Origin of the sequence: Microbacterium sp. ISL-59, assembly GCF_018613945.1 — a bacterium.
Classification (GTDB): Bacteria; Actinomycetota; Actinomycetes; order Actinomycetales; family Microbacteriaceae; genus Microbacterium; species Microbacterium oxydans_B.
This window is the reverse complement of sequence record NZ_JAGGPG010000002.1, coordinates 800,811-820,832: the sequence shown is the minus strand read 5'-3', so window position 1 is coordinate 820,832 and position 20,022 is coordinate 800,811. Positions and strand designations below refer to the sequence as shown.

General features: G+C 69.9%; 17 protein-coding genes. 8 read left to right on the top strand and 9 right to left on the bottom strand.

The features are described from left to right. The first annotated feature begins 7 nt into the window (after positions 1-7). Both J7E45_RS08035 and J7E45_RS08030 read left to right on the top strand, forming a co-directional pair. Positions 8-1,039, top strand: coding sequence for an iron-siderophore ABC transporter substrate-binding protein (locus J7E45_RS08035; protein ID WP_215068368.1), 1,032 nt, complete (start codon positions 8-10; stop codon positions 1,037-1,039). After that, positions 1,036-2,913: an iron ABC transporter permease gene (locus tag J7E45_RS08030; RefSeq protein ID WP_215068367.1), complete on the top strand. Its 1,878-nt coding sequence runs from the start codon at positions 1,036-1,038 to the stop codon at positions 2,911-2,913. The genes J7E45_RS08035 and J7E45_RS08030 overlap by 4 nt, the downstream gene beginning before the upstream one ends. A gap of 86 nt (positions 2,914-2,999) precedes the next feature. On the opposite strand, the gene kdpB is transcribed toward J7E45_RS08030, so the two are convergent. The 3 genes from kdpB to J7E45_RS08010 are packed head-to-tail and all read right to left on the bottom strand — an operon-like array spanning position 3,000 to position 6,924. Next, the gene (gene kdpB, locus J7E45_RS08020) at positions 3,000-5,153 is read right to left on the bottom strand and encodes a potassium-transporting ATPase subunit KdpB (RefSeq protein WP_215068366.1); all 2,154 of its coding nucleotides are present in this window, start codon (positions 5,151-5,153) and stop codon (positions 3,000-3,002) included. Positions 5,154-5,155: 2 nt separating this feature from the next. Next, positions 5,156-6,835, bottom strand: coding sequence for a potassium-transporting ATPase subunit KdpA (gene kdpA / locus J7E45_RS08015; protein ID WP_215068364.1), 1,680 nt, complete (start codon positions 6,833-6,835; stop codon positions 5,156-5,158). Continuing rightward, complete coding sequence (locus J7E45_RS08010) at positions 6,835-6,924, bottom strand: potassium-transporting ATPase subunit F (RefSeq protein WP_036303189.1); 90 nt, start codon at positions 6,922-6,924, stop codon at positions 6,835-6,837. The genes kdpA and J7E45_RS08010 overlap by 1 nt, the downstream gene beginning before the upstream one ends. Positions 6,925-7,130: 206 nt before the next feature. Here J7E45_RS08010 and J7E45_RS08005 point away from each other — a divergent pair, with 206 nt between their 5' ends. Further along, positions 7,131-8,294, top strand: coding sequence for an SLC13 family permease (locus J7E45_RS08005; RefSeq protein ID WP_215069726.1), 1,164 nt, complete (start codon positions 7,131-7,133; stop codon positions 8,292-8,294). A gap of 31 nt (positions 8,295-8,325) precedes the next feature. Here the strand turns inward: J7E45_RS08005 and J7E45_RS08000 are convergent, their stop codons facing one another. Continuing rightward, on the bottom strand, positions 8,326-9,270 hold the full coding sequence (locus tag J7E45_RS08000; RefSeq protein WP_215068362.1) for an alpha/beta fold hydrolase: 945 nt from the start codon (positions 9,268-9,270) through the stop codon (positions 8,326-8,328). Between the two features lie 149 nt (positions 9,271-9,419). On the opposite strand from J7E45_RS08000, the gene J7E45_RS07995 reads away from it, so the two are divergent. Then, complete coding sequence (locus J7E45_RS07995; RefSeq protein WP_215068360.1) at positions 9,420-9,869, top strand: hypothetical protein; 450 nt, start codon at positions 9,420-9,422, stop codon at positions 9,867-9,869. Between the two features lie 7 nt (positions 9,870-9,876). On the opposite strand, the gene J7E45_RS07990 is transcribed toward J7E45_RS07995, so the two are convergent. Together J7E45_RS07990 and J7E45_RS07985 are read right to left on the bottom strand one after the other, a co-directional pair. Then, on the bottom strand, positions 9,877-10,485 hold the full coding sequence (locus tag J7E45_RS07990; protein ID WP_215068358.1) for an FMN-binding negative transcriptional regulator: 609 nt from the start codon (positions 10,483-10,485) through the stop codon (positions 9,877-9,879). Next, positions 10,485-11,438, bottom strand: a complete 954-nt coding sequence (locus J7E45_RS07985; protein ID WP_215068356.1) for a DMT family transporter — start codon at positions 11,436-11,438, stop codon at positions 10,485-10,487. The genes J7E45_RS07990 and J7E45_RS07985 overlap by 1 nt, the downstream gene beginning before the upstream one ends. Between J7E45_RS07985 and J7E45_RS07980 the strand changes: the two genes are divergently transcribed. Continuing rightward, positions 11,437-12,843 (top strand): PLP-dependent aminotransferase family protein, encoded by a 1,407-nt coding sequence (locus J7E45_RS07980; protein ID WP_215068354.1) that lies wholly within the window; start codon positions 11,437-11,439, stop codon positions 12,841-12,843. The genes J7E45_RS07985 and J7E45_RS07980 overlap by 2 nt on opposite strands. Before the next feature lie 15 nt (positions 12,844-12,858). On the opposite strand, the gene J7E45_RS07975 is transcribed toward J7E45_RS07980, so the two are convergent. Next, positions 12,859-14,964, bottom strand: a complete 2,106-nt coding sequence (locus J7E45_RS07975) for an APC family permease (protein WP_251053513.1) — start codon at positions 14,962-14,964, stop codon at positions 12,859-12,861. Positions 14,965-15,047: 83 nt separating this feature from the next. Between J7E45_RS07975 and J7E45_RS07970 the strand changes: the two genes are divergently transcribed. Together J7E45_RS07970 and J7E45_RS07965 are read left to right on the top strand one after the other, a co-directional pair. Beyond that, positions 15,048-16,133: a VanZ family protein gene (locus tag J7E45_RS07970; protein ID WP_308162076.1), complete on the top strand. Its 1,086-nt coding sequence runs from the start codon at positions 15,048-15,050 to the stop codon at positions 16,131-16,133. A gap of 60 nt (positions 16,134-16,193) precedes the next feature. Further along, on the top strand, positions 16,194-16,928 hold the full coding sequence (locus J7E45_RS07965; protein WP_091032725.1) for a GTP pyrophosphokinase family protein: 735 nt from the start codon (positions 16,194-16,196) through the stop codon (positions 16,926-16,928). A 134-nt stretch (positions 16,929-17,062) separates the two neighbouring features. Here the strand turns inward: J7E45_RS07965 and J7E45_RS07960 are convergent, their stop codons facing one another. Continuing rightward, on the bottom strand, positions 17,063-17,854 hold the full coding sequence (locus J7E45_RS07960; protein ID WP_215068349.1) for an SDR family NAD(P)-dependent oxidoreductase: 792 nt from the start codon (positions 17,852-17,854) through the stop codon (positions 17,063-17,065). Between the two features lie 89 nt (positions 17,855-17,943). On the opposite strand from J7E45_RS07960, the gene J7E45_RS07955 reads away from it, so the two are divergent. After that, positions 17,944-18,444: a MarR family winged helix-turn-helix transcriptional regulator gene (locus tag J7E45_RS07955; protein WP_215068347.1), complete on the top strand. Its 501-nt coding sequence runs from the start codon at positions 17,944-17,946 to the stop codon at positions 18,442-18,444. Between the two features lie 144 nt (positions 18,445-18,588). On the opposite strand, the gene J7E45_RS07950 is transcribed toward J7E45_RS07955, so the two are convergent. After that, positions 18,589-19,887 carry a D-alanyl-D-alanine carboxypeptidase family protein gene (locus J7E45_RS07950; protein WP_251053511.1) on the bottom strand — a complete coding sequence of 433 codons (1,299 nt, stop codon included), beginning with the start codon at positions 19,885-19,887 and terminating at the stop codon, positions 18,589-18,591. Positions 19,888-20,022 lie beyond the last annotated feature (135 nt).

Below are 20,022 nucleotides of genomic sequence, written 5' to 3'. Positions count from 1 at the left end.
GAACCGAATGAAGAAGAAGCCCCTCGCCCTGATCGCCCTCGGCGGCGCGCTCGTGATGGCCCTCGCCGGCTGCGGCACCACTCAGGCCCCCGCCGCCTCCGACTCCGATGCCTCGGCCTCGACGAGCGCGGGCTGCGGCGACGACACCACCGCGACCTCGACGGGCGCCGTCTCCGTCACGGATGACCTCGGCCGCACGGTCGAACTCGACAAGCCCGCCGAGCGGATCGCGGTCCTGGAGTGGCAGCAGATCGAGGATGCGCTGTCGCTGTGCATCACCCCGGTCGCGGTCGCCGACGCCGAGGGGTACAGCACGTGGGTCACCGCGGAAGAGCTCCCGGAGGGTGTGACCGATGTCGGCACCCGCCAGGAGCCGAACCTCGAGACGCTGTTCGGCACCGAGCCCGACCTCGTGATCGTCGAGGTCAGCGCCGCGGACGACCCCATCGTCTCCCAGCTCGAGGCCTACGACGTGCCCGTGCTCGCGACCATCGGTGCGGATGCCGCCGACCCCATCGCGAAGATGCTCGGCACGCTCGATCTCATCGCCCAGGTGACCGGCCGCGAGGAGCGCGCCGAGGTCGTCGCCGACGAGTTCCAGGCGCACCTCGACTCGGCCTCGGCCGAACTCGCGGATCTCGACCTGCCCACGAAGGAGTTCGTGTTCTTCGACGGCTGGGTCGACGGCGGCAACGTCGCGCTGCGCCCGTTCGGTCAGGGCTCGCTGGTCGGTGAGATCGGCGAGAAGCTCGGTCTCGAGAACGCCTGGACCGGCGAGGTCGACCCCACCTACGGCCTCGGCCAGACCGACGTCGAGGGCATGACCACGGTCGGCGACGCCAGCCTGTTCTACACCGGCACCGAAGACCCCGAGTCGGAGAGCTTCATCGACGCCCTGCAGGACAACCCGGCCTGGACCTCGCTGCCCGCCGTGGCCGATGACCGCCTCACCGCGTTCCCCGCCGGGATCTGGACGTTCGGCGGACCGCGCTCCACCCAGCAGATCATCGACGGCTACGTCGAGGTGCTCTCGAAGTGACGGATGCCCTTCGCCTCGACGACGCGGCGGCCACGACGGAACCGGCGCGCCCGGCTCCCGGCGTCGCGCCCGACGAGGCGGAGGGACGCCGGCCGGGCGCTCTGCTGACGGGCATCGGGGTGCTCGTCGCCCTCGTGGTCGTGCTCGTCGCCGTCGCCTGCTGGCATCTCACCCAGGGCACGAGCGGCGCCGTGTTCGCCGATACCGAGGTGCTGTGGGGGTCTCGGGTTCCACGCCTCGCCGCGGGCATCGCCGTGGGGGTGGCGCTCGGCGTGGCCGGCATCCTCCTCCAGTCGCTCGCCCGCAACGCTCTGGCCTCGCCGGACACGCTGGGCGTGACCGCGGGAGCCTACCTCGCAGTCACGGCCCTCGCGGCGTTCGGCATCGCGGTGCCGGTCTGGGCCTCGGGGGCTGTCGCGTTCGCCGGCGGCCTCATCGCCGCGGGGATCGTGCTCGGCCTCGCCGGTGGCGCGGGGTCGTCGACCACGCGGCTGATCCTCGCGGGCACGGCGCTGGCCCTCGCGTTCCAGGCCGGCACCTCGACCCTGCTCATCCTCTTCGACGAGGAGACCAAGGGTCTGTTGGCGTGGGGAAGCGGCAGTCTGTCGCAGCTGGGGCTGACCGCGTTCCTGCAGGCGGCACCGGTCGTGGTCGTGGTGACGGCGGCGGCCCTGCTGCTCGCGCGGCGGTTCGACATCCTGGCGCTCGGCGACGACACGGCATCGTCCCTGGGTGTGCCGATCCGCTCGACGCGGGCCATCGGCATCCTGCTCGCCGTCACGCTCACCGCGGTGTCGGTGACGCTCGCGGGGCCGATGGGCTTCGTCGGGCTGTGCGCGCCTGTGCTCGCCCGCCTGCTGACGCGGGTGGTGCCGAGTCTGAACCGCCACCTGCTCCTGATCCCGGCGGCCGGTCTTCTCGGCGCGATCGTCGTGATCCTCTCGGATGCTCTGCTGCGGGCGATCATCGGGGCCGAGGCGGCGATCCTCATCCCGACCGGTGTCGCGACCACGCTCCTCGGAGCGATCGTGCTCGTGCTCATGGCGCGGCGCCTGCGCGATGCCGGGCCGACGCGAGAGCCTCCGCGGGTGCGGTTCGGCGTGCGCAGCCGACTCCGCTTCCGCATCACCATGGCGATCGTCGTGCTGGGGGTGATCGGGGTGCTGGTCCTCGGCCTGCTCGCCGGGCACACCTGGCTGCTCACCGGCGACATCGCGCTGTGGCTGCAGGGTGAGGCTCCGCCCGCGATCGCCTTCGCGCTGGACGAGCGGGCGCCGCGTATCGTGGCCGCGGTCGTCGCCGGTGGGGCGCTCGCGCTGTCCGGCGCCATCATCCAGGGGGTGAGCCGGAACCCGCTCGCCGACCCGAGCATCCTCGGCGTCACGGGCGGCGGCGGCCTCGGCGCGGTGCTCGTGATCACGAGTGCCGTCTCCTCCACCGCGGGCATGATCGCGGGTGCCATCGCCGGTGCGCTGTTGGCCTTCGCCCTCGTGTACCTGCTGTCGTGGCGCGGCGGCTTGAACGCTGACAGGTTCCTGCTGATCGGCATCGGCGTCTCGTACTTCACCGTGTCGCTCACGACCTTCTTCCTGCTGAGGTCGAACCCCTGGGACACCCCGAAGATCTACACCTGGCTGTCGGGCACCACGTACGGCCGGGTGTGGGAGCAGGTGCTGCCGCTGGCGATCGTGTTGGCCATCGCGCTGCCGTTCGTGGTGATGAGCCGTCGTGAGCTCGACGTGCTGTCGCTCGACGAGGACACCCCGCGGCTCGTCGGCATCCGCCTCGAGCCCGTGCGGCTGACGCTGCTGGTCGTGGCGGCGGTGCTCGCGGCTCTCAGCGTGGCGTGTAGCCGACGCCGAGCACGAGGGTGAGGACGAGCATCGCGCGGATGGCGACCCCGGTGGTGCGGGCGGCGGTGCGAGTGGAGGACATGTCTGGGTTCCTTTTCCGAGCCGGGTCAGAAGCCCGGGATGAGGCTGACGACGAGGTCGATGAGCTTGATGCCGATGAACGGGGCGATCACACCGCCGAGTCCGTAGATGAGCAGGTTGCGCTGCAGGATCTGCGAGGCGCTCGCCGGGCGGTACTTCACGCCGCGCAGGGCGAGCGGGATGAGGAACACGATCACGATCGCGTTGAAGATGATCGCGCTGGTCACGGCGGATGCCGGCGAGTGCAGCTGCATGATGTTGAGCGCGGCGAGTCCGGGGAAGACGCCCATGAACATCGCCGGGATGATGGCGAAGTACTTCGCCACGTCGTTCGCGAGCGAGAACGTGGTGAGCGCTCCCCGGGTGATGAGCAGCTGCTTGCCGATGCGCACGATGTCGATCAGCTTGGTCGGGTCGGAGTCGAGGTCGACCATGTTGCCGGCCTCCTTCGCAGCCGAGGTGCCGGTGTTCATCGCGACGCCGACGTCGGCCTGCGCGAGCGCGGGGGCGTCGTTCGTGCCGTCGCCGGTCATCGCGACCAGGCGTCCGCCCTCCTGCTCGCGGCGGATGAGGGCTAGCTTGTCCTCGGGCGTCGCCTCGGCGAGGAAGTCGTCGACCCCGGCCTCCGCAGCGATCGCCTTCGCGGTCAGCGGGTTGTCGCCCGTGATCATCACCGTGCGGATGCCCATGCTGCGCAGCTCGTCGAACCGCTCGCGCAGACCGTCCTTGACGATGTCCTTGAGGTGCACGACGCCGAGGACGCGGCCCTCCGCGCCGGGGGTCGTCACCGCCACGACGAGCGGGGTCCCACCGCTTTCGGCGACGGTGTCGGTGCGGGTGTTGAGCTCCGCATCCTCGGCGTCGAGCCCGAGCCAGGCGCGCACCGCGGAACCTGCGCCCTTGCGGATCTGCGTGCCGTCGGCGAGGTCGAGTCCCGACATACGGGTCTGCGCGGTGAACGGCACGACCACGGCATCCTCCGGAGCGGTGACGCGGATGCCGCGGGCGGCGGCGAGCTCGACGATCGAGGCGCCCTCCGGGGTGGGGTCTGCGAGCGACGACAGTGCCGCGACCCGCAGCAGCTCGCCGGCGTCGATGCCCGGGAGGGGCAGGACCTCGTGCGCACGGCGGTTGCCGTAGGTGATGGTGCCGGTCTTGTCGAGCAGCAGCGTGGTGACGTCGCCCGCGGCCTCGACAGCGCGCCCCGACATGGCCAGCACGTTGCGCTGCACGAGCCGGTCCATCCCGGCGATGCCGATGGCCGAGAGCAGTGCGCCGATGGTGGTCGGGATCAGGCAGACGAGCAGGGCGATGAGCACCGGGATGCTGACGGGCGATGCCGCGTACGAGGCGATCGGGTTCAGGGCGAGCACCACGACCACGAAGATGATCGACAGGCTGGCGAGCAGGATGTTCAGCGCGATCTCGTTCGGGGTGCGCTGGCGGCTGGCGCCTTCGACGAGGGCGATCATCCGGTCGACGAACGTCTCACCCGGCTTCGAGGTGATGCGCACCACGATCCGGTCGGACAGCACGCGCGTGCCGCCGGTGACGGCGCTGCGGTCGCCGCCCGACTCGCGGATCACCGGGGCGCTCTCTCCGGTGATGGCCGACTCGTCGACGGTCGCGATGCCCGCGATGATGTCGCCGTCACCGGGGATCAGCTCGCCGGCGGTGACGATCACGACGTCGTCACGCTGCAGTTCGGCGGACGAGACCTCGAGGGTCTCGGCGCGCTCGGCGGCAGCATCCGAAGCCGCGTCGTATCCGACCACCCGGCGGGCCATCGTGCTGGTGCGGGTCTTGCGCAGGCTCGCGGCCTGCGCCTTGCCGCGGCCTTCGGCGACGGACTCGGCGACGTTCGCGAACAGCACCGTCAGCCAGAGCCACACCGCGATGCCCCAGGTGAACGGCGCGGGGACAGGGGTGCCACCCGAGTCGGCGGGGCCGCCGAGGAAGGGCTCGGCGATCGCCAGCACGGTCGCGAACGCGGCGCCGACCCAGACCAGCAGCATCACGGGGTTGCGGACGAGGGCTGCGGGGTTCAGCTTGCGCAGAGCCCCGGGCAGGGCCGCGACGAGCTGCGACCAGCCGAAGGAGCGCGCCGGCTGCGCGGGGGCGGATGCCGCAGCATCCTGCTGTTCGGACGGGGATTCAGAAGGCGTGGTGATGAGGGTCATGGTCAGACGAGTCCTTCGGCGAGGGGTCCCAGTGCGAGCACGGGGAAGTAGGTGAGGGCGGTCACGACGACCGTCACGGTGAGGAGGAGGCCGACGAACTGCGGCCGGTGGGTGGGCAGCGTGCCCGAGGTGGCGGGCACCCGCTCCTGCGCCGCGAACGATCCGGCGAGAGCCAACACGAGCACGATGGGGAGGAAGCGTCCGAGCAGCATCGCGACGCCGAGAGCGGTGTTGAACCACGGGGTGTTCGCGGTGAGTCCGGCGAAGGCGGAGCCGTTGTTGTTCGCGGCCGAGGTGAACGCGTAGAGCACTTCGCTCATGCCGTGTACGCCCGGGTTCAGGATGCTGGTGGACTCCACGTCTTCCCGGATGCCGGGGATCGCGAAGCTCAGGGCCGTACCGCCGAGGACCAGTGCCGGGACGACGAGGATGTAGAGGCTCGCGAGCTTGATCTCCCGCGGACCGATGCGCTTGCCGAGGTACTCGGGGGTGCGTCCGACGAGCAGTCCGCCGACGAACACGGCGATGATCGCGAGCACGAGCATGCCGTAGAGGCCCGAGCCGACGCCGCCGGGGGCGACCTCGCCGAGCATCATGTTCAGCATCGGCATCATGCCGCCGAGTGCCGTGTACGAGTCGTGCATCGAGTTGACCGCACCGGTCGAGGTGAGCGTGCTGGCGCTGCCGAACAGCGTGGAGCCGAGGATGCCGAAGCGCACCTCCTTGCCCTCCATCGCCGCTCCGGCGAGCTCGGGTGCGCTGCCGCGGCCGGCCAGCTCGAGCGCCGAGAGTGCGAACGTCGAGATCAGGAAGATCGTGCCCATGACCGCGGCGATCGCGTAGCCCTGTCGGTGGTCGCCGACCATACGGCCGAACGTGCGGGGGAGGGAGAACGGGATGACGAGGATCAGCAGCACCTCCAGCAGGTTCGTGAACCCCGTCGGGTTCTCGAACGGATGCGCGGAGTTGGCGTTGAAGAAGCCGCCGCCGTTGGTGCCGAGGAGCTTGATCGCCTCCTGCGAGGCGACCGGTCCGCCCGGGATGGTCTGGGTGCCGCCCGACACGGTGGTGATGTCGGTGAAGCCCGCGAAGTTCTGGATCACGCCGCCCGCGAGGAGGGCCACCGCACCGATCAGGGCGATCGGGAGGAGGATGCGGCCGAGACCGCGGATCAGGTCGACCCAGAAGTTGCCGATGGTCGCCGAGCCCCGGCGCGCGAGGCCGCGGATCAGCGCGATCGCGATGGCGAGTCCGACCGCCGCCGAGACGAAGTTCTGCACCGTGAGGCCGGCGAGCTGCACGGTGTAGCCCATGGTCTGCTCGGGCGAGTACGACTGCCAGTTGGTGTTCGCGACGAAGGATGCCGCGGTGTTGAACGCGAGTCCTTCGGGCACGGCGGGCAGCCCCAGAGACTGCGGCAGGAACGCCTGCAGCCGCTGCAGCCCGTAGACGAGCAGCAGCCCGACGACCGAGAACGCGAGCACGCTGCGGGCGTAAGCGCGCCAGGTCTGCTCGGAGGACGAGTCGACGCCGATCAGCCGGTAGACGCCGCGCTCGACGCGCAGGTCCTTCGCCGAGGAGTACACACGGGCGATGTAGTCGCCGAGCGGGCGGTAGAGCAGCACGAGCACGACCACGACGGCCGTGAGCTGCAGGATGCCGAACCAGATCGCCGCACCCATCAGAATCGCTCCGGGGCGACGAGCGCGACCACGAGGTAGACGACGGCCGCGACGGCGAGGACGGCCGCGATGATCTCGAAGACGATCATGCGCGGTCCACCGCCTTGGCGACCAGGGAGACGAGGGCGAACAGCGCGAGAGTCAGCGCGATGTAGATGATGTCGAGCACGGATCCGATACAACTCCCGTGCGCGGGCGGATCCGTCGATCCTCACGGTTCCCCTACACCCCCGCCGAGGATGCATACGGGTTGCTCACGGTTCGGCCCTATGCTCACGAGGTGGGGATCAGGAAGCTGCGGATCGGGGCCGGGACGTGGGTCGTCGGCGCACTCGTCGTGGTCGCCCTCGTCTGCGTGCTCACCGGGTTCCTGCCGCGCTCCGATGCCGGGGCGCTCGGCGAGCGGACCGCCCCCGTTCTGGGGTTCGTCGTCGCGATCACGATCGTCGCCGAGCTCGCCCGTGACGCGGCCGTGTTCGACGTCGTCTCGCAGCGTCTCGCCCGCTGGGGTCGAGGACGGGTGCTCGCGCTGTGGGCGCTGGTCGTGGCGCTCGCCGTGGTGAGCACGGTGTTCCTGTCGCTCGACACGACCGCCGTGATCGTCACTCCGGTGGTGGTCGTCCTGGCGCAGAGCATCGGCGTCTCACCCCTTCCGTTCGCGCTGGCGACCGTGTGGCTCGCGAACACGGCATCGCTCGCGCTCCCGGTCTCGAACCTCACGAATCTGCTCGCCGCCCCGGCCATCGGCGACGGGCCGGGGGCGTTCTTCGCGCTGAGCTGGGCGCCCACGCTCGTCGGCATCCTCGTGCCCGTCGCGATCCTCACCGTCATGCATCGGCGCACGGTCTTCGGCGCGTATGAGACGCCGGTGTCACGGCGTCCCGCCGATCCGGCTCTGTTCTGGAGCGCCACCGGCGTCCTTCTCGTCCTGATGCCGCTGCTCGCTCTCACCCACGATGTCTGGATCCCGGCCACGGCCGCTGCCCTCGCGCTGATCGGCCTGTTCGCGGTGCGGCGACCGCGGGCGCTGCGCCTCTCGCTCGTCCCGTGGCAGGCGCTCGCTCTCGCGGCGTCGCTGTTCGTGCTGGTCGAGTCTGCGCACGCGCGGGGGCTCTTCGACTTCCTCACCTCGCCGACGGCGACCGGCGACGCTCCCGGTGACCTGTTCCGACTGGCCGCGCTCGGGGCCGTGAGCGCCAACGCGATCAACAACCTCCCGGCATATCTCGTGCTCGAACCCGCGGCCGGTGACCCCGTCGCGCTGATGGCGCTGCTGATCGGCGTGAACATCGGCCCGCTCATCACTCCGTGGGCCTCGCTCGCGACCCTGCTCTGGCACAACCGGATCGTCGCGCTGGGGGTGACGATCCGGTGGAGCCGCTTCCTGCTGTGGGGAGTGGTGGCCGCGGTGCCGACGGTGCTCGCCGCCGTGCTCGTGCTGTGGCTCGTCTCGGGCTAGCCACGCGACCGGGAGAGCGGGTGCCCGTCGGTCAGTCGGTCGCGAGCGAATCCAGGAACACGCGGGTCTGTGCCGCCAGCTCGGGCGACTGCGTGTGGTGGAGGTAGTGGCCGCCGTCGATCCCGACGACCTCGCCACGGTCGACACTCGCGGCCTGCGCCTCGTGCAGTTCCCGCCAGCCGGAGACCTCGGCATCCTCGTCGACGATGAACAGCAGCACGGGAAGGTCGCTGGGGAAGGTCGTGCCGCTCACCGCGGCGAAGTTCTCCGAGGCATGGTCCATCTCGTCGAGCAGCGTCGGTGCGGCCGCGTTCCGGGCGCTGAGCACCCGCATCCGGTCCTTCGTCTCGTCGTCGTACGGCAGGCCCTCGTAGGGATCGGGAGCGATCGCGCTCAGCACCCGCGTGACTCCGAGCCCGGAGAGCGTGGCGATGGTCGACGTGGGGATGGGATCGTCCCACCCCGGCTGGTCGGGCACGCTGCTGTCGATGCCGATGAACGCCGTGACCTCGTCGGAGTAGGCGGCGGTGTAGGTGAGGGCGTAGATGCCGGAGATCGAGTGCCCCATCAGCGCATACCGGTCGATGCCCAGCTCCTGCAGCGCCTCGTGCACCTCGCGGGCGATGTTCTCGCCGGTGCGTGGGACATCGGTCTGGTCGCTGAGCCCGGTGCCGAAGGGCTCCACCGCGACCACCCGGTAGTCGTCCTGCAGCTCGGCGATCAGCGGTTCGAAGTCGAGCGCGGGCGCGGCCGTGCCGAGTCCGGGCAGCAGCACGATGGTCTCGTCACCCTCCCCGGCCACGACGACGTTCATGGACTTGCCGTCGACCATCACCGGCTTGCCGTACGGCGTGAAGGCGGTTGTCTCGACCTGCGTCGCGATCACGTTGCCGATCGCTGTGGAGGCGATGGCGAGCACGGGCACCGCCACGATGACTCCGAGGGTGGTGAGGACGACTTTCCAGGGCTTGCGCATGAGGCTCTTTCTCGATCGGCGGATCGGGTTCCGCGTCTGTACCCAGTCCATCCGAGCCCCGGATTCCGCGGAAGTGTCGCCCCGTCACAACCTGGGGTGACTAGTGTCACGGCAGCTCGAGGTCGGCGCGGCCTGGCAGGATGTCGAGCATGAGTGTGATCTACGACTACTTCTCCGCCGCATCCGACGAAGAGGCCGTGAAGGTCCTCGACGTGGAGGGCGGGCCGACCGCGACGGACTCCGGTTTCGACGCCGGCACGCTCGGCGGTATCGATCCCGTCGTGCAGCTCGGCACGCTCGAGGCGCTGCTCACGGGCACCCCGTACGACGACGTGACCGAAGACCCGCGCGCCGGGCACAACCTCGCGATGAGTGACGACTACGACCGGATCGTCATCACGGTGACGGATGCTCTGGCATCCGCGCTCGCCGCAGCCGACGACGCGCGCCTGGCCGAGGTGGCCGAGCCGTGGTCGCAGACCGAGGAGCTCGAGGGTGCAGATCCGGCGCAGTTGGCCGCGTTCGCGCGCGACCTCGCCGCTCTCGCGCGTCGCGCCGCCGCATCCGGCCACCGCGTGTACTGCTGGGCCTGCATCTAGAGACCGATCACGGTCGTTCCCCGTCGACCCGCCGCATCTCCGACGCGAGTGCGCTGTTCGTCTCGGCGAACCGCGCGGTGATGTTGTCGCGCACCTCGGGCGGCTTGTTCTGGCTGAGCTTGGCGCGCGCGTCGAAGCGCGCGACGCGCATCCGCAGGCCGACGGTTCCCTTCGCCGCTCGACGGGTGCCCGGCTCGTCCTCTGACAGATGCCGACCGTGGTCCTGCCCGTTCTCGAAGTGGTCGGTCAGCTGCGTGAGCATGGCGTAGTTCTCCTCCTCGCTGAGGATCTCGGGGGTGCCGTAGAGGTGCGCGGTCACGTGGTTCCACGTGGGGACCAGGTCGCCCGGCGCATACAGGCTCGGTGAGACGTAGTCGTGCGGCCCCTGGATGATCACGAGAACCTCGTGCCGACCGAGTTCGTGGAGCTCATCGTCGGGCCGTCCGAAATGGCTGGCGATCACGATGCCCTCCTCGTCCTCGATGAGCAGCGCGGGGTAGTGCGAGGCGACGAGTCCGGTGCTCGTCGGGGAGACGAACGCCGCCCACGGGTTGCCGCGGATGAGGCGCTTGACCTCGTCGGGGTCGGTCATCAGATAGCGGGGTGTGTGGCGCATCAGGACTCCTCTTCTCGGGGCGGCCGTCCGGTTCGGGGGCGGTCTTTCAGGCGGGTGCGCACCGCGAGTGCGGCGCAGGCGATGACCGCGAGGCCTCCGACGGCGGTGGCCCAGCCGATCGGCTCGCGAAGCAGGAGGGCGGCCCACGCGATGCTCATCACGGGCTGGACGAGTTGGATCTGGCTCACCTGCGCCATCGGTCCGATCGCGAGGCCCCGGTACCAGGCGAAGAATCCGAGGAACATGCTCACCGCGGCGAGGTAGGCGAAGGCGAGCCACTGCACGGGGCTCGCCGCGGGTGGCTGCTGGATCGCCGACACCATGGTCAGGACGCCCATGAGTGGGGCGGCGGCGATCAGCGCCCACGACACCGTCTGCCAGGAGCCGAGCTCGCGGGCGAGCAGGCCACCCTCCGCGTAGCCGATCGCTGCGGCCAGCACGGCTCCGAACAGCAGCAGGTCGGTAGTGGTGAGGGATCCGAGTCCGCCGTTCTGCAGGGCGGCGAACACGACGGCGGCGACCGCGCCGAGGGCCGCGAAGATCCAGAAGGAGCGGTTCGGGCGCTCGCCGGTGCGGACCACCACGGCGACGGCGGTCGCGGCGGGCAGCAGGCCGATCACGACGGCGCCGTGACTGGCGGGGGTCGTGGTCATCGCGAACGAGGTGAGCAGCGGGAATCCGGCCACGACTCCGCCGGCGACGATGGCCAGTCGCCCCCACTGAGTCATCGTCGGCGGTCGCTGACGAGTCGCGGCCAGGGCGATTCCGGCGAGGAGGGCGGCGACGACCGCGCGCCCTGCGCCGATGAACAGCGGGGAGAGGCCGTCGACGGCGATCCGTGTGAACGGGAGGGTGAACGAGAAGGCGGTGACGCCGAGAAGCCCCCACCAGAGGCCGCCGCGCGCCGATAGCACTGTCGATCGCGGCGCGATAACGCTACTCTCTACTTTCATGAGTCAGGATAGCAGTGACCGGATCGTTGCCGGTGTCCGTGCATGGATCACCTCCGCCTCCCCGGGCGCGCGGGTGCCGTCGAACCGTGCGCTCATGGCCGAGTACGGGGCGAGCCCGGTGACCGTGCAGAAGGCGATGCAGCAGCTCGTCCGGCTCGGGCTGGTGGAGTCGCGACCGGGTGCGGGAACCTTCGTCCGCGCGATCCGCACCGCGCGATCAGCCGACTACGGGTGGCAGACCGCAGCCCTCGGCACGGCACCCGCAGGACTCGTGGGCCTGTCGTCCACGCAGCGCACGGTCTCCCCGGAGGCGATCGGGCTCCACTCCGGCTACCCCGCGGTCGAACTGCTGCCGGCGCGGCTGGTGCGGCAGGCGCTCGTGCGCGCCGCGCGCACCGACGAAGCACTGACCCGCTCGCCCGCCGCGGGGCTGCCGGAGCTGCAGGCCTGGTTCGCGGGAGAGCTCGCCGCCACCGCACCCGCCGGCGTCACACCCGCATCGGCGCGGGATGCCCTCATCATCTCGGGCAGCCAGAGCGGGCTGAGCTCGATCTTCCGTGCGGTCGTAGGCCCAGGACAGCCGCTGCTCGTCGAGTCACCCACCTACTGGGGTGCGCTGCTCGCCGCCGCGCAGGCGGGTGTCGTGCTGGTGCCGATCCCCTCCGGGCCCCAGGGTCCCGATCCGGATGACGTGGAGCGGGCGTTCGCGCAGACGGGAGCCCGAGCGTTCTACGCGCAGCCGACGTTCGCCAACCCGACCGGCGCGCAGTGGTCGACAGCGACGGGGGAGGCCGTGCTCGAGACCGTGCGCCAGCACGGGGCTTTCCTGATCGAGGATGACTGGGCGCACGACCTGGGGATCGATGCCGAGCCGCGACCGATCGCCGCATCCGACGACGACGGCCATGTCGTGTACCTGCGCTCCCTCACCAAGAGCGCCTCGCCCGCGCTGCGCGTCGCGGCCGTGATCGCCCGGGGGCCTGCGCGAGAGCGGATCCTGGCCGACCGTGCGGCGGAGTCCATGTACGTGAGCGGGCTGCTGCAGGCCGCCGCGCTCGACGTGGTCACGCAGCCCGCCTGGCGCACGCACCTGCGCGGGTTCCGCGAGCACCTGCGCGCACGCCGTGACCTGCTGGTCTCGAGCCTGGCCGAGCACGCCCCGTCGGCGCAGGTCGAGGGCATCCCGGCAGGCGGCCTGAACCTGTGGGTGCGGCTCCCTGAGGGGACGGATGTCGCACAGGTCGTCCGCGACTGCGAGGTGCGCGGTGTGATCATCGCCCCCGGGTCCGAGTGGTTCCCCGCCGAGCCCTCCGGCTCGTACGTGCGGCTCAACTACGCGAATGCCGACCCTACGCGCTTCGCCGAGGCCGCCGGCATCCTCGGTTCGGTGCTCGCCGGAGTGTGACGAGAGCCGCGGCGCCTACTCTTGCGGCGGACCCCCGGGCCGGTGCGCGCGGCGGCCGTTCACGACCACGGGCCGCCCGGCGCGTTGCTGACCCGGCAGCGGACGGGAGCGGCGGCCGTAGATGAGCTCCGACGAGTCGAGCAGCCAGGGCACGAGGGTGATCGACACCCCGTGCACGAGCATCAGCTGGTTCGCGAGGCGGCGGGCGCGACGGTTGTGCAGGAACGACTCCCACCAGTGCCCCACGATGTACTGCGGCAGGTATACCGTCACGACGGAGGAGCCGTGCTTCTCGCGGTACTGCTTGATGAACTGGGTGACCGGCTGCGCGAACGAGCGGTACGGCGACTCGACGATCACGAGCGGGATGGGCACGAGGTGGTCGGCCCACTCCTGCTGCAGCGTGGCGGCGTCGTCGGAGGCCACGGCCACGTGCACCGCGAGGGTCTTGCCGTGCTTGGCCGCGATCGCATAGTCGATGGCCTTCACGACGGGCTTCTGCAGTCGGTTGACGAGCACGATGGCGAGGTCGCCGGTCGCGCCGAACTTGGTGGTGTCGTCGATCGCGATCTCGTGTTCGACGTCGCGGTAGTACCTCTTCACGCCCAGCATGAGGAACGCGAGGATCGGGATCGCGAAGAACACCAGGTAGGCGCCGTGCGTGAACTTGGTGATCGTCACGATGAGGAGCACGAGCACGGTCATCACCGCACCGGCGGAGTTGATGATGAGGCCGATCTTCGCCGAGCGGCGGTCGGATGCCGATGCTCCGTCGATACCGGATCCTGCCTTGCTTTCGACGGGCCCGCGCAGCACGCGCCGCCAGTGCCGGACCATGCCGATCTGCCCGAGGGAGAACGACACGAACACACCGATGATGTACAGCTGGATCAGGGTGGTCAGCTTCGCCTGGAACACGACGAGCACGGCGATCGCCGCGATGCCCAGCAGGATCATGCCGTTCGAGAACACGAGGCGGTCGCCGCGGGTGTTGAGCGACTTCGGGGCGTAGCCGTCGCGAGCGAGCACGGCGCCCAGCAGCGGGAATCCGTTGAAGGCGGTGTTCGCGGCGAGCAGCAGCACGCACGCGGTCGCGGCCTGCACGATGAAGAAGGCGATGCTGCCGCCGCCGAACGTGGCCGAGGCGATCTGCGCCATCAGGCTCGGCTGCGGGTTCGTGCAGTCGAACCCGATCAGGTCGCACGGGTTCTCGGCGTAGTGCACGCCGGTGATGAGGGCGAGGGCGGTGAGCCCGGCGAACAGGCAGGCGGCGATCGACCCCATCAGCACGAGGGTCGACTGGGCGTTGCGCACCTTGGGTGCCCGGAAGGCGGGCACACCGTTCGACACGGCCTCGACGCCGGTGAGGGCGGAGCATCCGCTCGAGAACGCGCGCAGGATCAGCAGGATCACCGCGGCCTGGCTGAGACTCTCGGCCTGCACGGAGAAGTCCGCACTCGAGGCCACGGGAGCATCGCCCAGGAACGTGCGGATCAGGCCGGTCACGATCATGATGCCGACCGACGCGATGAAGACGTACGTCGGGATCGCGAAGACGAGAGACGCCTCGCGAACCCCGCGCAGGTTCACGACGATGATGAGGATCACGAAGCCGACCGCGAGTTCCACGCGGAACGGGTCGAGGCCGGGCACCGCCGAGATGATGTTATCGACGCCGGATGCGACCGACACGGCCACGGTCAGCACGTAGTCGACCAGGAGGGCCGCGGCGACGATCACGCCGGGGATCTCGCCCAGGTTCTTCGACGCGACCTCGTAGTCGCCGCCGCCCGAGGGGTAGGCCTTGATGAGCTGCCGGTAGCTGAGCACGACCACGATCAGCAGCACCACGACCGAGATCGCGACGAGCGGCGTGAAGGAGAGGAAGGTGAGTCCACCGATCAGCAGGATCATCACGAGTTCCTGCGGCGCGTAGGCCACGGAGCTCAGCGCGTCCGACGCGAAGATCGGCAGTGCCATGCGCTTGGGGAGCAGCTGGTCGTCGACCTGCTGGCTCGTCAGCGGTTCCCCGATGATGATGCGCTTCGCGCGCGGGGGCGCGTCCGCGCTCTCCCTGTTTTCGTTGGACACGTCCGGCGACACTACGCCTGCTGACGGCATCCTCACGCGATCCTCACGGAATCCCTACGGTCGGATGCGGGTCCCTCACGGAATCCTTACGGCCGCGGCTACACTGGCACGCTGTGGAAGATCAGGTGCTGCTCGGGTTCATCGCCATCGCGATCGGAGTGGCTTTCGGCGTCCTCCTGTTCGTGCCGTTCGTGGCGGTCAGCTACCGGCGGCGCGGGCGGCTCGGCCTCGGGCGCACGCTGCTCTGGTTGTCGGCCCTGATCTACTTCTGGGCGATCTGGACGTACACCCTGCTTCCCCTGCCCGACCCGGATACGATCCGCTGCGTCGGGGCGATCACCGATCCGATGTCGGTCGTGCGCGACGTGCAGAAGGCGTTCGCGGCGCCGGGCAACCCGCTGCGGCAGCCGGCCCTGCTGCAGCTGGTGTTCAACGTGCTGCTGTTCCTCCCGCTCGGCTTCTTCGTGCGGGTCCTCGCCGGTCGCGGCATCCTGGTGGCGCTCGCCGCCGGATTCGGACTGTCGCTGCTGATCGAGACGACGCAGCTGACCGGGGTGTGGGGTGTCTACCCCTGCGCGTATCGCTTCTTCGACGTGGGTGATCTGATGACGAACACCCTCGGTGCTGTCGTCGGCTGCACCCTCGCTCTCGTCGTCCCGCGGTCGCTGCGCGGCGCGGAGGCGCGCCCCGACGCCGACCTTCCCCGTCCTGTCACCCGCGGTCGCCGCGCCCTCGCGATGCTGTGCGACTTCCTCGCCTACGGATTCCTGAGCGTGGGCGCCGGCGTGACCGTGCAGGTGTGGCTGGAGTTCGTCGTGAAGGATCGGCCCGCGGTGCTCGACGGCACTCTCTCTTCCGCGGCGGCCACGATCGTCCCGTCCGCACTGTTCCTGGTGCTGATCCTGATCGGCGGGCGTTCGATCGGTGACGTCGCCGTGCAGCTCCGGTACACGGGGTCCCGGCTGCCCGCACCGGTCGCGCGCCTCCTGCGCTGGGCGGGCGGTCTCGGAGGGATCAGCGCTCTTCAGCTGCCCGGCGGGATCTTCGGGTTCGCGTCGGCCGTGCTGTTCCTCGTCGCGGTCGTCCTGCTGTTCACGACCCGCTCCGGGCGTGGCCTGCCCGGCGTCCTCTCCGGGCAACAGCTGGTCGATGCGAGGACGGACGTCGCCTCCCCGCTCCCCGGAGTCCGTCGTATGTGAGTCGTGAGGACATCGGGTATCCACAGCGGTTTCCGATCACGAACGCGTAACGTCGATGCCATGTCGACCGTTCACGTCACCGAGGACACGATCAACCAGGCCCGCGAGCTGCGTGACGAGCTGCAGCGGTTCCTGCGCGAGTACGAGTTCGGGATGCGCGAGGTCGAGACCAAGATCTCGATCCTCCGTGACGAGTTCACGCACGATCACGCGTACAACCCGATCGAGCACGTGAAGAGCCGTCTGAAGTCGCCGGACAGCATCGTCGAGAAGCTCGCCCGCAAAGGCATCGACGAGCCCGACTTCGACCGCATCCGCGCCGAGATCACCGACATCGCCGGTGTGCGTGTGACCTGCAGTTTCGTCGCCGACGTGTACCGGCTGTTCGACCTGCTCACGGCACAGGACGACGTCACGGTGCGCACTGTCAAGGACTACATCGCGCACCCGAAGGACAACGGCTACAAGAGCCTGCACGCGATCATCGAGGTGCCCGTGTTCCTGTCGACCGGCGCGCTGGCCGTGCCGGTCGAAGTGCAGTTTCGCACGATAGCGATGGACTTCTGGGCGAGCCTCGAGCACAAGATCTACTACAAGTTCTCGAACCAGGTGCCCTCGCACCTCGTCGACAGCCTGTCGGACGCCGCGGATGCCGCCTCCGAGCTCGACAGTCGCATGGAGCGCCTGCACCGCGAGGCGCACGGCGTGCCCCAGCGTCAGCTCGCCCCGCCGCCGCCCCCTGCGCCGCGCGCGACACCGCCCGCCCCGGCTGATCCTCGGGTCGTCGGGGTCTAGTCCGCGGCACCCGCCCCCGTCGTCTCTGCTCGCGCCCGCCGCGGCCAATCGCACTTCGCTCGCACGTTTCGTGGCAGCACGTCTGACTGGAGTGCGATTCACCGACGGAAGTGCGACGCGACGGTGCGCTCGACTCAGAGGATCGTCGTGAGCGTCCCGCCGTCGGCGCGCAGCGCGGCCCCGTTCGTCGCCGACGCGCGCGGGCTGGCCAGGTACAGCGCGAGGTGCGCGATCTCCTCCGGCTCGATGAACCGCTCCAGGAGCGACGTGGTGTTGCGCGCGGCGATGGCCTGCTTGAGGTCGGCCGGGTCCATGCCCTGTGCGCGTGCGATCTGCTCGATGGCCCGCGCGACACCCTGCGAGTACGTCGGACCACCGACGATGCTGTTGACGGTCACGCTGGTGCCGCGCGTCGACTTGGCCAGGCCGTTCGCGAGGGCGAGCATGGCCGCCTTGGTCGCGCCGTAGTGCGTCATGTCGGCCGGCACGTCGATCCCCGACTCGCTCGACACGAAGAGGATCCGCCCCCAGCCGCGGGTGAGCATCCCGTCGAGCACATGACGGGAGAGGCGGACCCCGCTCATCACATTCACGTCGAAGTATCGCTGCCACTCCTCGTCGGTGACGTCGGCGAACGTCCGCACGTCGAAGATGCCGACGTTGTTGACGAGGATGTCGATCTCGCCGAGCCGACCGATGAGGTGCCGCACCTGCTCGGCGTCGGCGAAGTCTGCGGCGATCCCCGTGACGTCCGTGCCGGGGCGTAGGGCGCGCAGGGCATCGACTGCGCCGCGCAGGCGCTGCTCATCGCGTCCGTTGACGACCACGTCTGCCCCGGCGTGGAGGAGCCCGGCCGCGATGGCGTAGCCGATCCCCTCGGTCGATCCGCTGACGAACGCGCGCTTGCCGGTGAGTTCGAGTTCCATGTGTGTCTCCTCTGTGCAGTGACTTTCCCGAGCAAGTCAAAATGACTTTCCTGGTCAAGTCAAATCGCGTGAAGCGATACGCTGTGAGGATGACGACGAACGGCGCGATCCCGCCGCTGACGGGCGACGAACTCGAGACCTGGTCGGCGGTGGCGACGGTGCTCGAGTGGCTGCCTGCGGCGCTCGACGCCCAGCTCCAGCGCGATGCGCAGCTCACGCATTTCGAATACGGCGTGCTCTTCGCGCTCGCCCATGCCGAGGAGGGCCAGCTGCGGATGAGCGTGCTCTCGTCGTACGCGAACAGCACGCTGTCACGGCTGTCCCGTGCGGCCACGCGTCTGGAGGGTAAGGGATGGATGCGCCGCGCCCCCGACCCGACCGACGGCCGATTCACCTTGGCGCACATCACCGACAGTGGGCGCGCCAAGGTCGATGAGGCGGCCCCCGGTCACGCGGAGCTCGTGCGCGAGCTCGTGCTCGACAGGCTTACGACAGCGCAGCGCCGGCAGCTGCGGGAAATCTCCCGCCGCATCGCCGGCGGCCTCCGAGCCGAGGGTGGATGGCGCCCGCCCTCTCCCGATCAGGTCTGAGGCCTACGGTCCCGGCGCGCTGGCCGCGGCCAGTCGCACTTCCCGCGGCCGCTTCGCGCCAGATAGGACGACGGAAGCGCGATTCACCGACCGAAGCGCGACGTGCTCGCGAGCGGGCCGCCTCAGCCCTTAGTCTCCCGTCGCTCAGCCGAGCTCGGACGGGTGGGTGAGCCGCCACCACTCGGACGGCGGGTCGACGCTCCCCTTGATCTCGACCGGGGCGGTCACGGTGTGCGGCCCGGCGGTCCAGGTGACGTTCCCCACGACCGTGCCGTCGCGGTAGGTCGGCGGGGTCTTGATGTCCATCGTCGCGACGATCGGGGTGTCCGACCAGGTGAAGATCGCCGCATCCTCGCCGATGACCAGCTGCGCGGTGGAGCCCCAGGGTGTCGTGATCATGCCGACCTCCTGTCCGGATGTCGCGACAGGCACCTCGTGGAAGCCGGTACGGATGCTGTCCAGGGTGGCGAGCACGCTGCCGTTCACGGACTCGCGCGTCGGTCCTCCGAGGATGACGCCGGTCACCGCGAGTGGTTCGTCGGCACCCACGACGAGAGTCGCGGTGTACAGCAGGCTGTACGTGCCGTGGCCCAGGGTGCCCGTCTTCATCCCCGTGATCCCGCTGGTTCCGAGCAGGCCGTTGGTGTTGTACAGCTGGCCGGCGCCGGGGAGGGAGATCGACGGGGTCGCGACGATCTGAGCGATCGTCGGATTCGCCGCGGCCAGCTTCCCGATGGCCAGGAGGTCGGCAGTCGTGCTCGTATTGCGCGGGCTGATGCCGGTGGGCTCGGTGATCGTGGTGCCCGTCAAGCCGTGGGCGGAGAGCCAGTCGCGCGTCGCGCCGAGGAACGCGTTCTGCGATCCGAAGATCCGGGAGGAGAGCCCTTCGGCGTAGTTGCTCGCCGAAGGGATCAGCATGGCGGCCAGGGCATCGTGCAGTGACATCGAGGTGCCCGTGGGCATGGGGGCGATGGTCGCGCCCTGCACGTAGTACCGGTCGTAGAGGTCGTGGTCGGACTTGCTGAAGGTGATCGTGGGGCCGGGGTCGTCGGCGGAGGTGAGCGGGACGGCGTCGAGGATGACCAGCGCGGTGATGAGCTTGGTGATGCTCGCGATGGGGAGGGGGTCGCCGGTTCCGCTCGACGACCAGGTTCCGCTCGCGCCCTCACCCAGGAACTCGTCCGCGCCGGAGATGCTGATCGCCGAAGCGCCCGCGGGAACCGCCGCGATGGACGCGGCACCGCCGACCGGCACCGGGGGTATCTGCGTCGTCACCGCCGGCGGTTTCACCGGCGCGGTGAGAGCCCACGCGATGTACCCTCCGGTCGCAGCCAGCAGCAGCACCACGCAGGCGGCGGTGATGAGAAGCCCCCGGCGTCTGCGTCGCCTGTGGGCCACCGGATCGAGATCACGAGGGGAGGCGAACTCCTGCTCGCGGGTCATCAAATCCGCGAAGTCGGAGAGATCGTCCGCGGGTGGATTCGGCGCGGTCAACGACAGGGCCCGTCACCGATGGCGTACGGCATGAGCACGAGGTACCTCCAGGAAAGTCCGCTCCGACCTCGAGGCAGAGCCCTT

Bases quoted from the DNA above. Each gene is read 5' to 3' on its own strand.
- J7E45_RS07975 (WP_251053513.1), bottom strand. From the start codon at position 14,964: ATGCCGTCAGCAGGCGTAGTGTCGCCGGACGTGTCCAACGAAAACAGG.
- kdpA (WP_215068364.1), bottom strand. From the start codon at position 6,835: ATGGGTGCGGCGATCTGGTTCGGCATCCTGCAGCTCACGGCCGTCGTG.
- J7E45_RS07990 (WP_215068358.1), bottom strand. From the start codon at position 10,485: ATGCGCCACACACCCCGCTATCTGATGACCGACCCCGACGAGGTCAAG.
- J7E45_RS07995 (WP_215068360.1), top strand. From the start codon at position 9,420: ATGAGTGTGATCTACGACTACTTCTCCGCCGCATCCGACGAAGAGGCC.
- J7E45_RS07965 (WP_091032725.1), top strand. From the start codon at position 16,194: ATGTCGACCGTTCACGTCACCGAGGACACGATCAACCAGGCCCGCGAG.
- J7E45_RS08000 (WP_215068362.1), bottom strand. From the start codon at position 9,270: ATGCGCAAGCCCTGGAAAGTCGTCCTCACCACCCTCGGAGTCATCGTG.
- J7E45_RS08010 (WP_036303189.1), bottom strand. From the start codon at position 6,924: ATGATCGTCTTCGAGATCATCGCGGCCGTCCTCGCCGTCGCGGCCGTC.
- J7E45_RS07950 (WP_251053511.1), bottom strand. From the start codon at position 19,887: ATGACCCGCGAGCAGGAGTTCGCCTCCCCTCGTGATCTCGATCCGGTG.
- J7E45_RS07960 (WP_215068349.1), bottom strand. From the start codon at position 17,854: ATGGAACTCGAACTCACCGGCAAGCGCGCGTTCGTCAGCGGATCGACC.
- J7E45_RS07985 (WP_215068356.1), bottom strand. From the start codon at position 11,438: ATGAAAGTAGAGAGTAGCGTTATCGCGCCGCGATCGACAGTGCTATCG.
- J7E45_RS08035 (WP_215068368.1), top strand. From the start codon at position 8: ATGAAGAAGAAGCCCCTCGCCCTGATCGCCCTCGGCGGCGCGCTCGTG.
- J7E45_RS07955 (WP_215068347.1), top strand. From the start codon at position 17,944: ATGACGACGAACGGCGCGATCCCGCCGCTGACGGGCGACGAACTCGAG.
- J7E45_RS07980 (WP_215068354.1), top strand. From the start codon at position 11,437: ATGAGTCAGGATAGCAGTGACCGGATCGTTGCCGGTGTCCGTGCATGG.
- kdpB (WP_215068366.1), bottom strand. From the start codon at position 5,153: ATGACCCTCATCACCACGCCTTCTGAATCCCCGTCCGAACAGCAGGAT.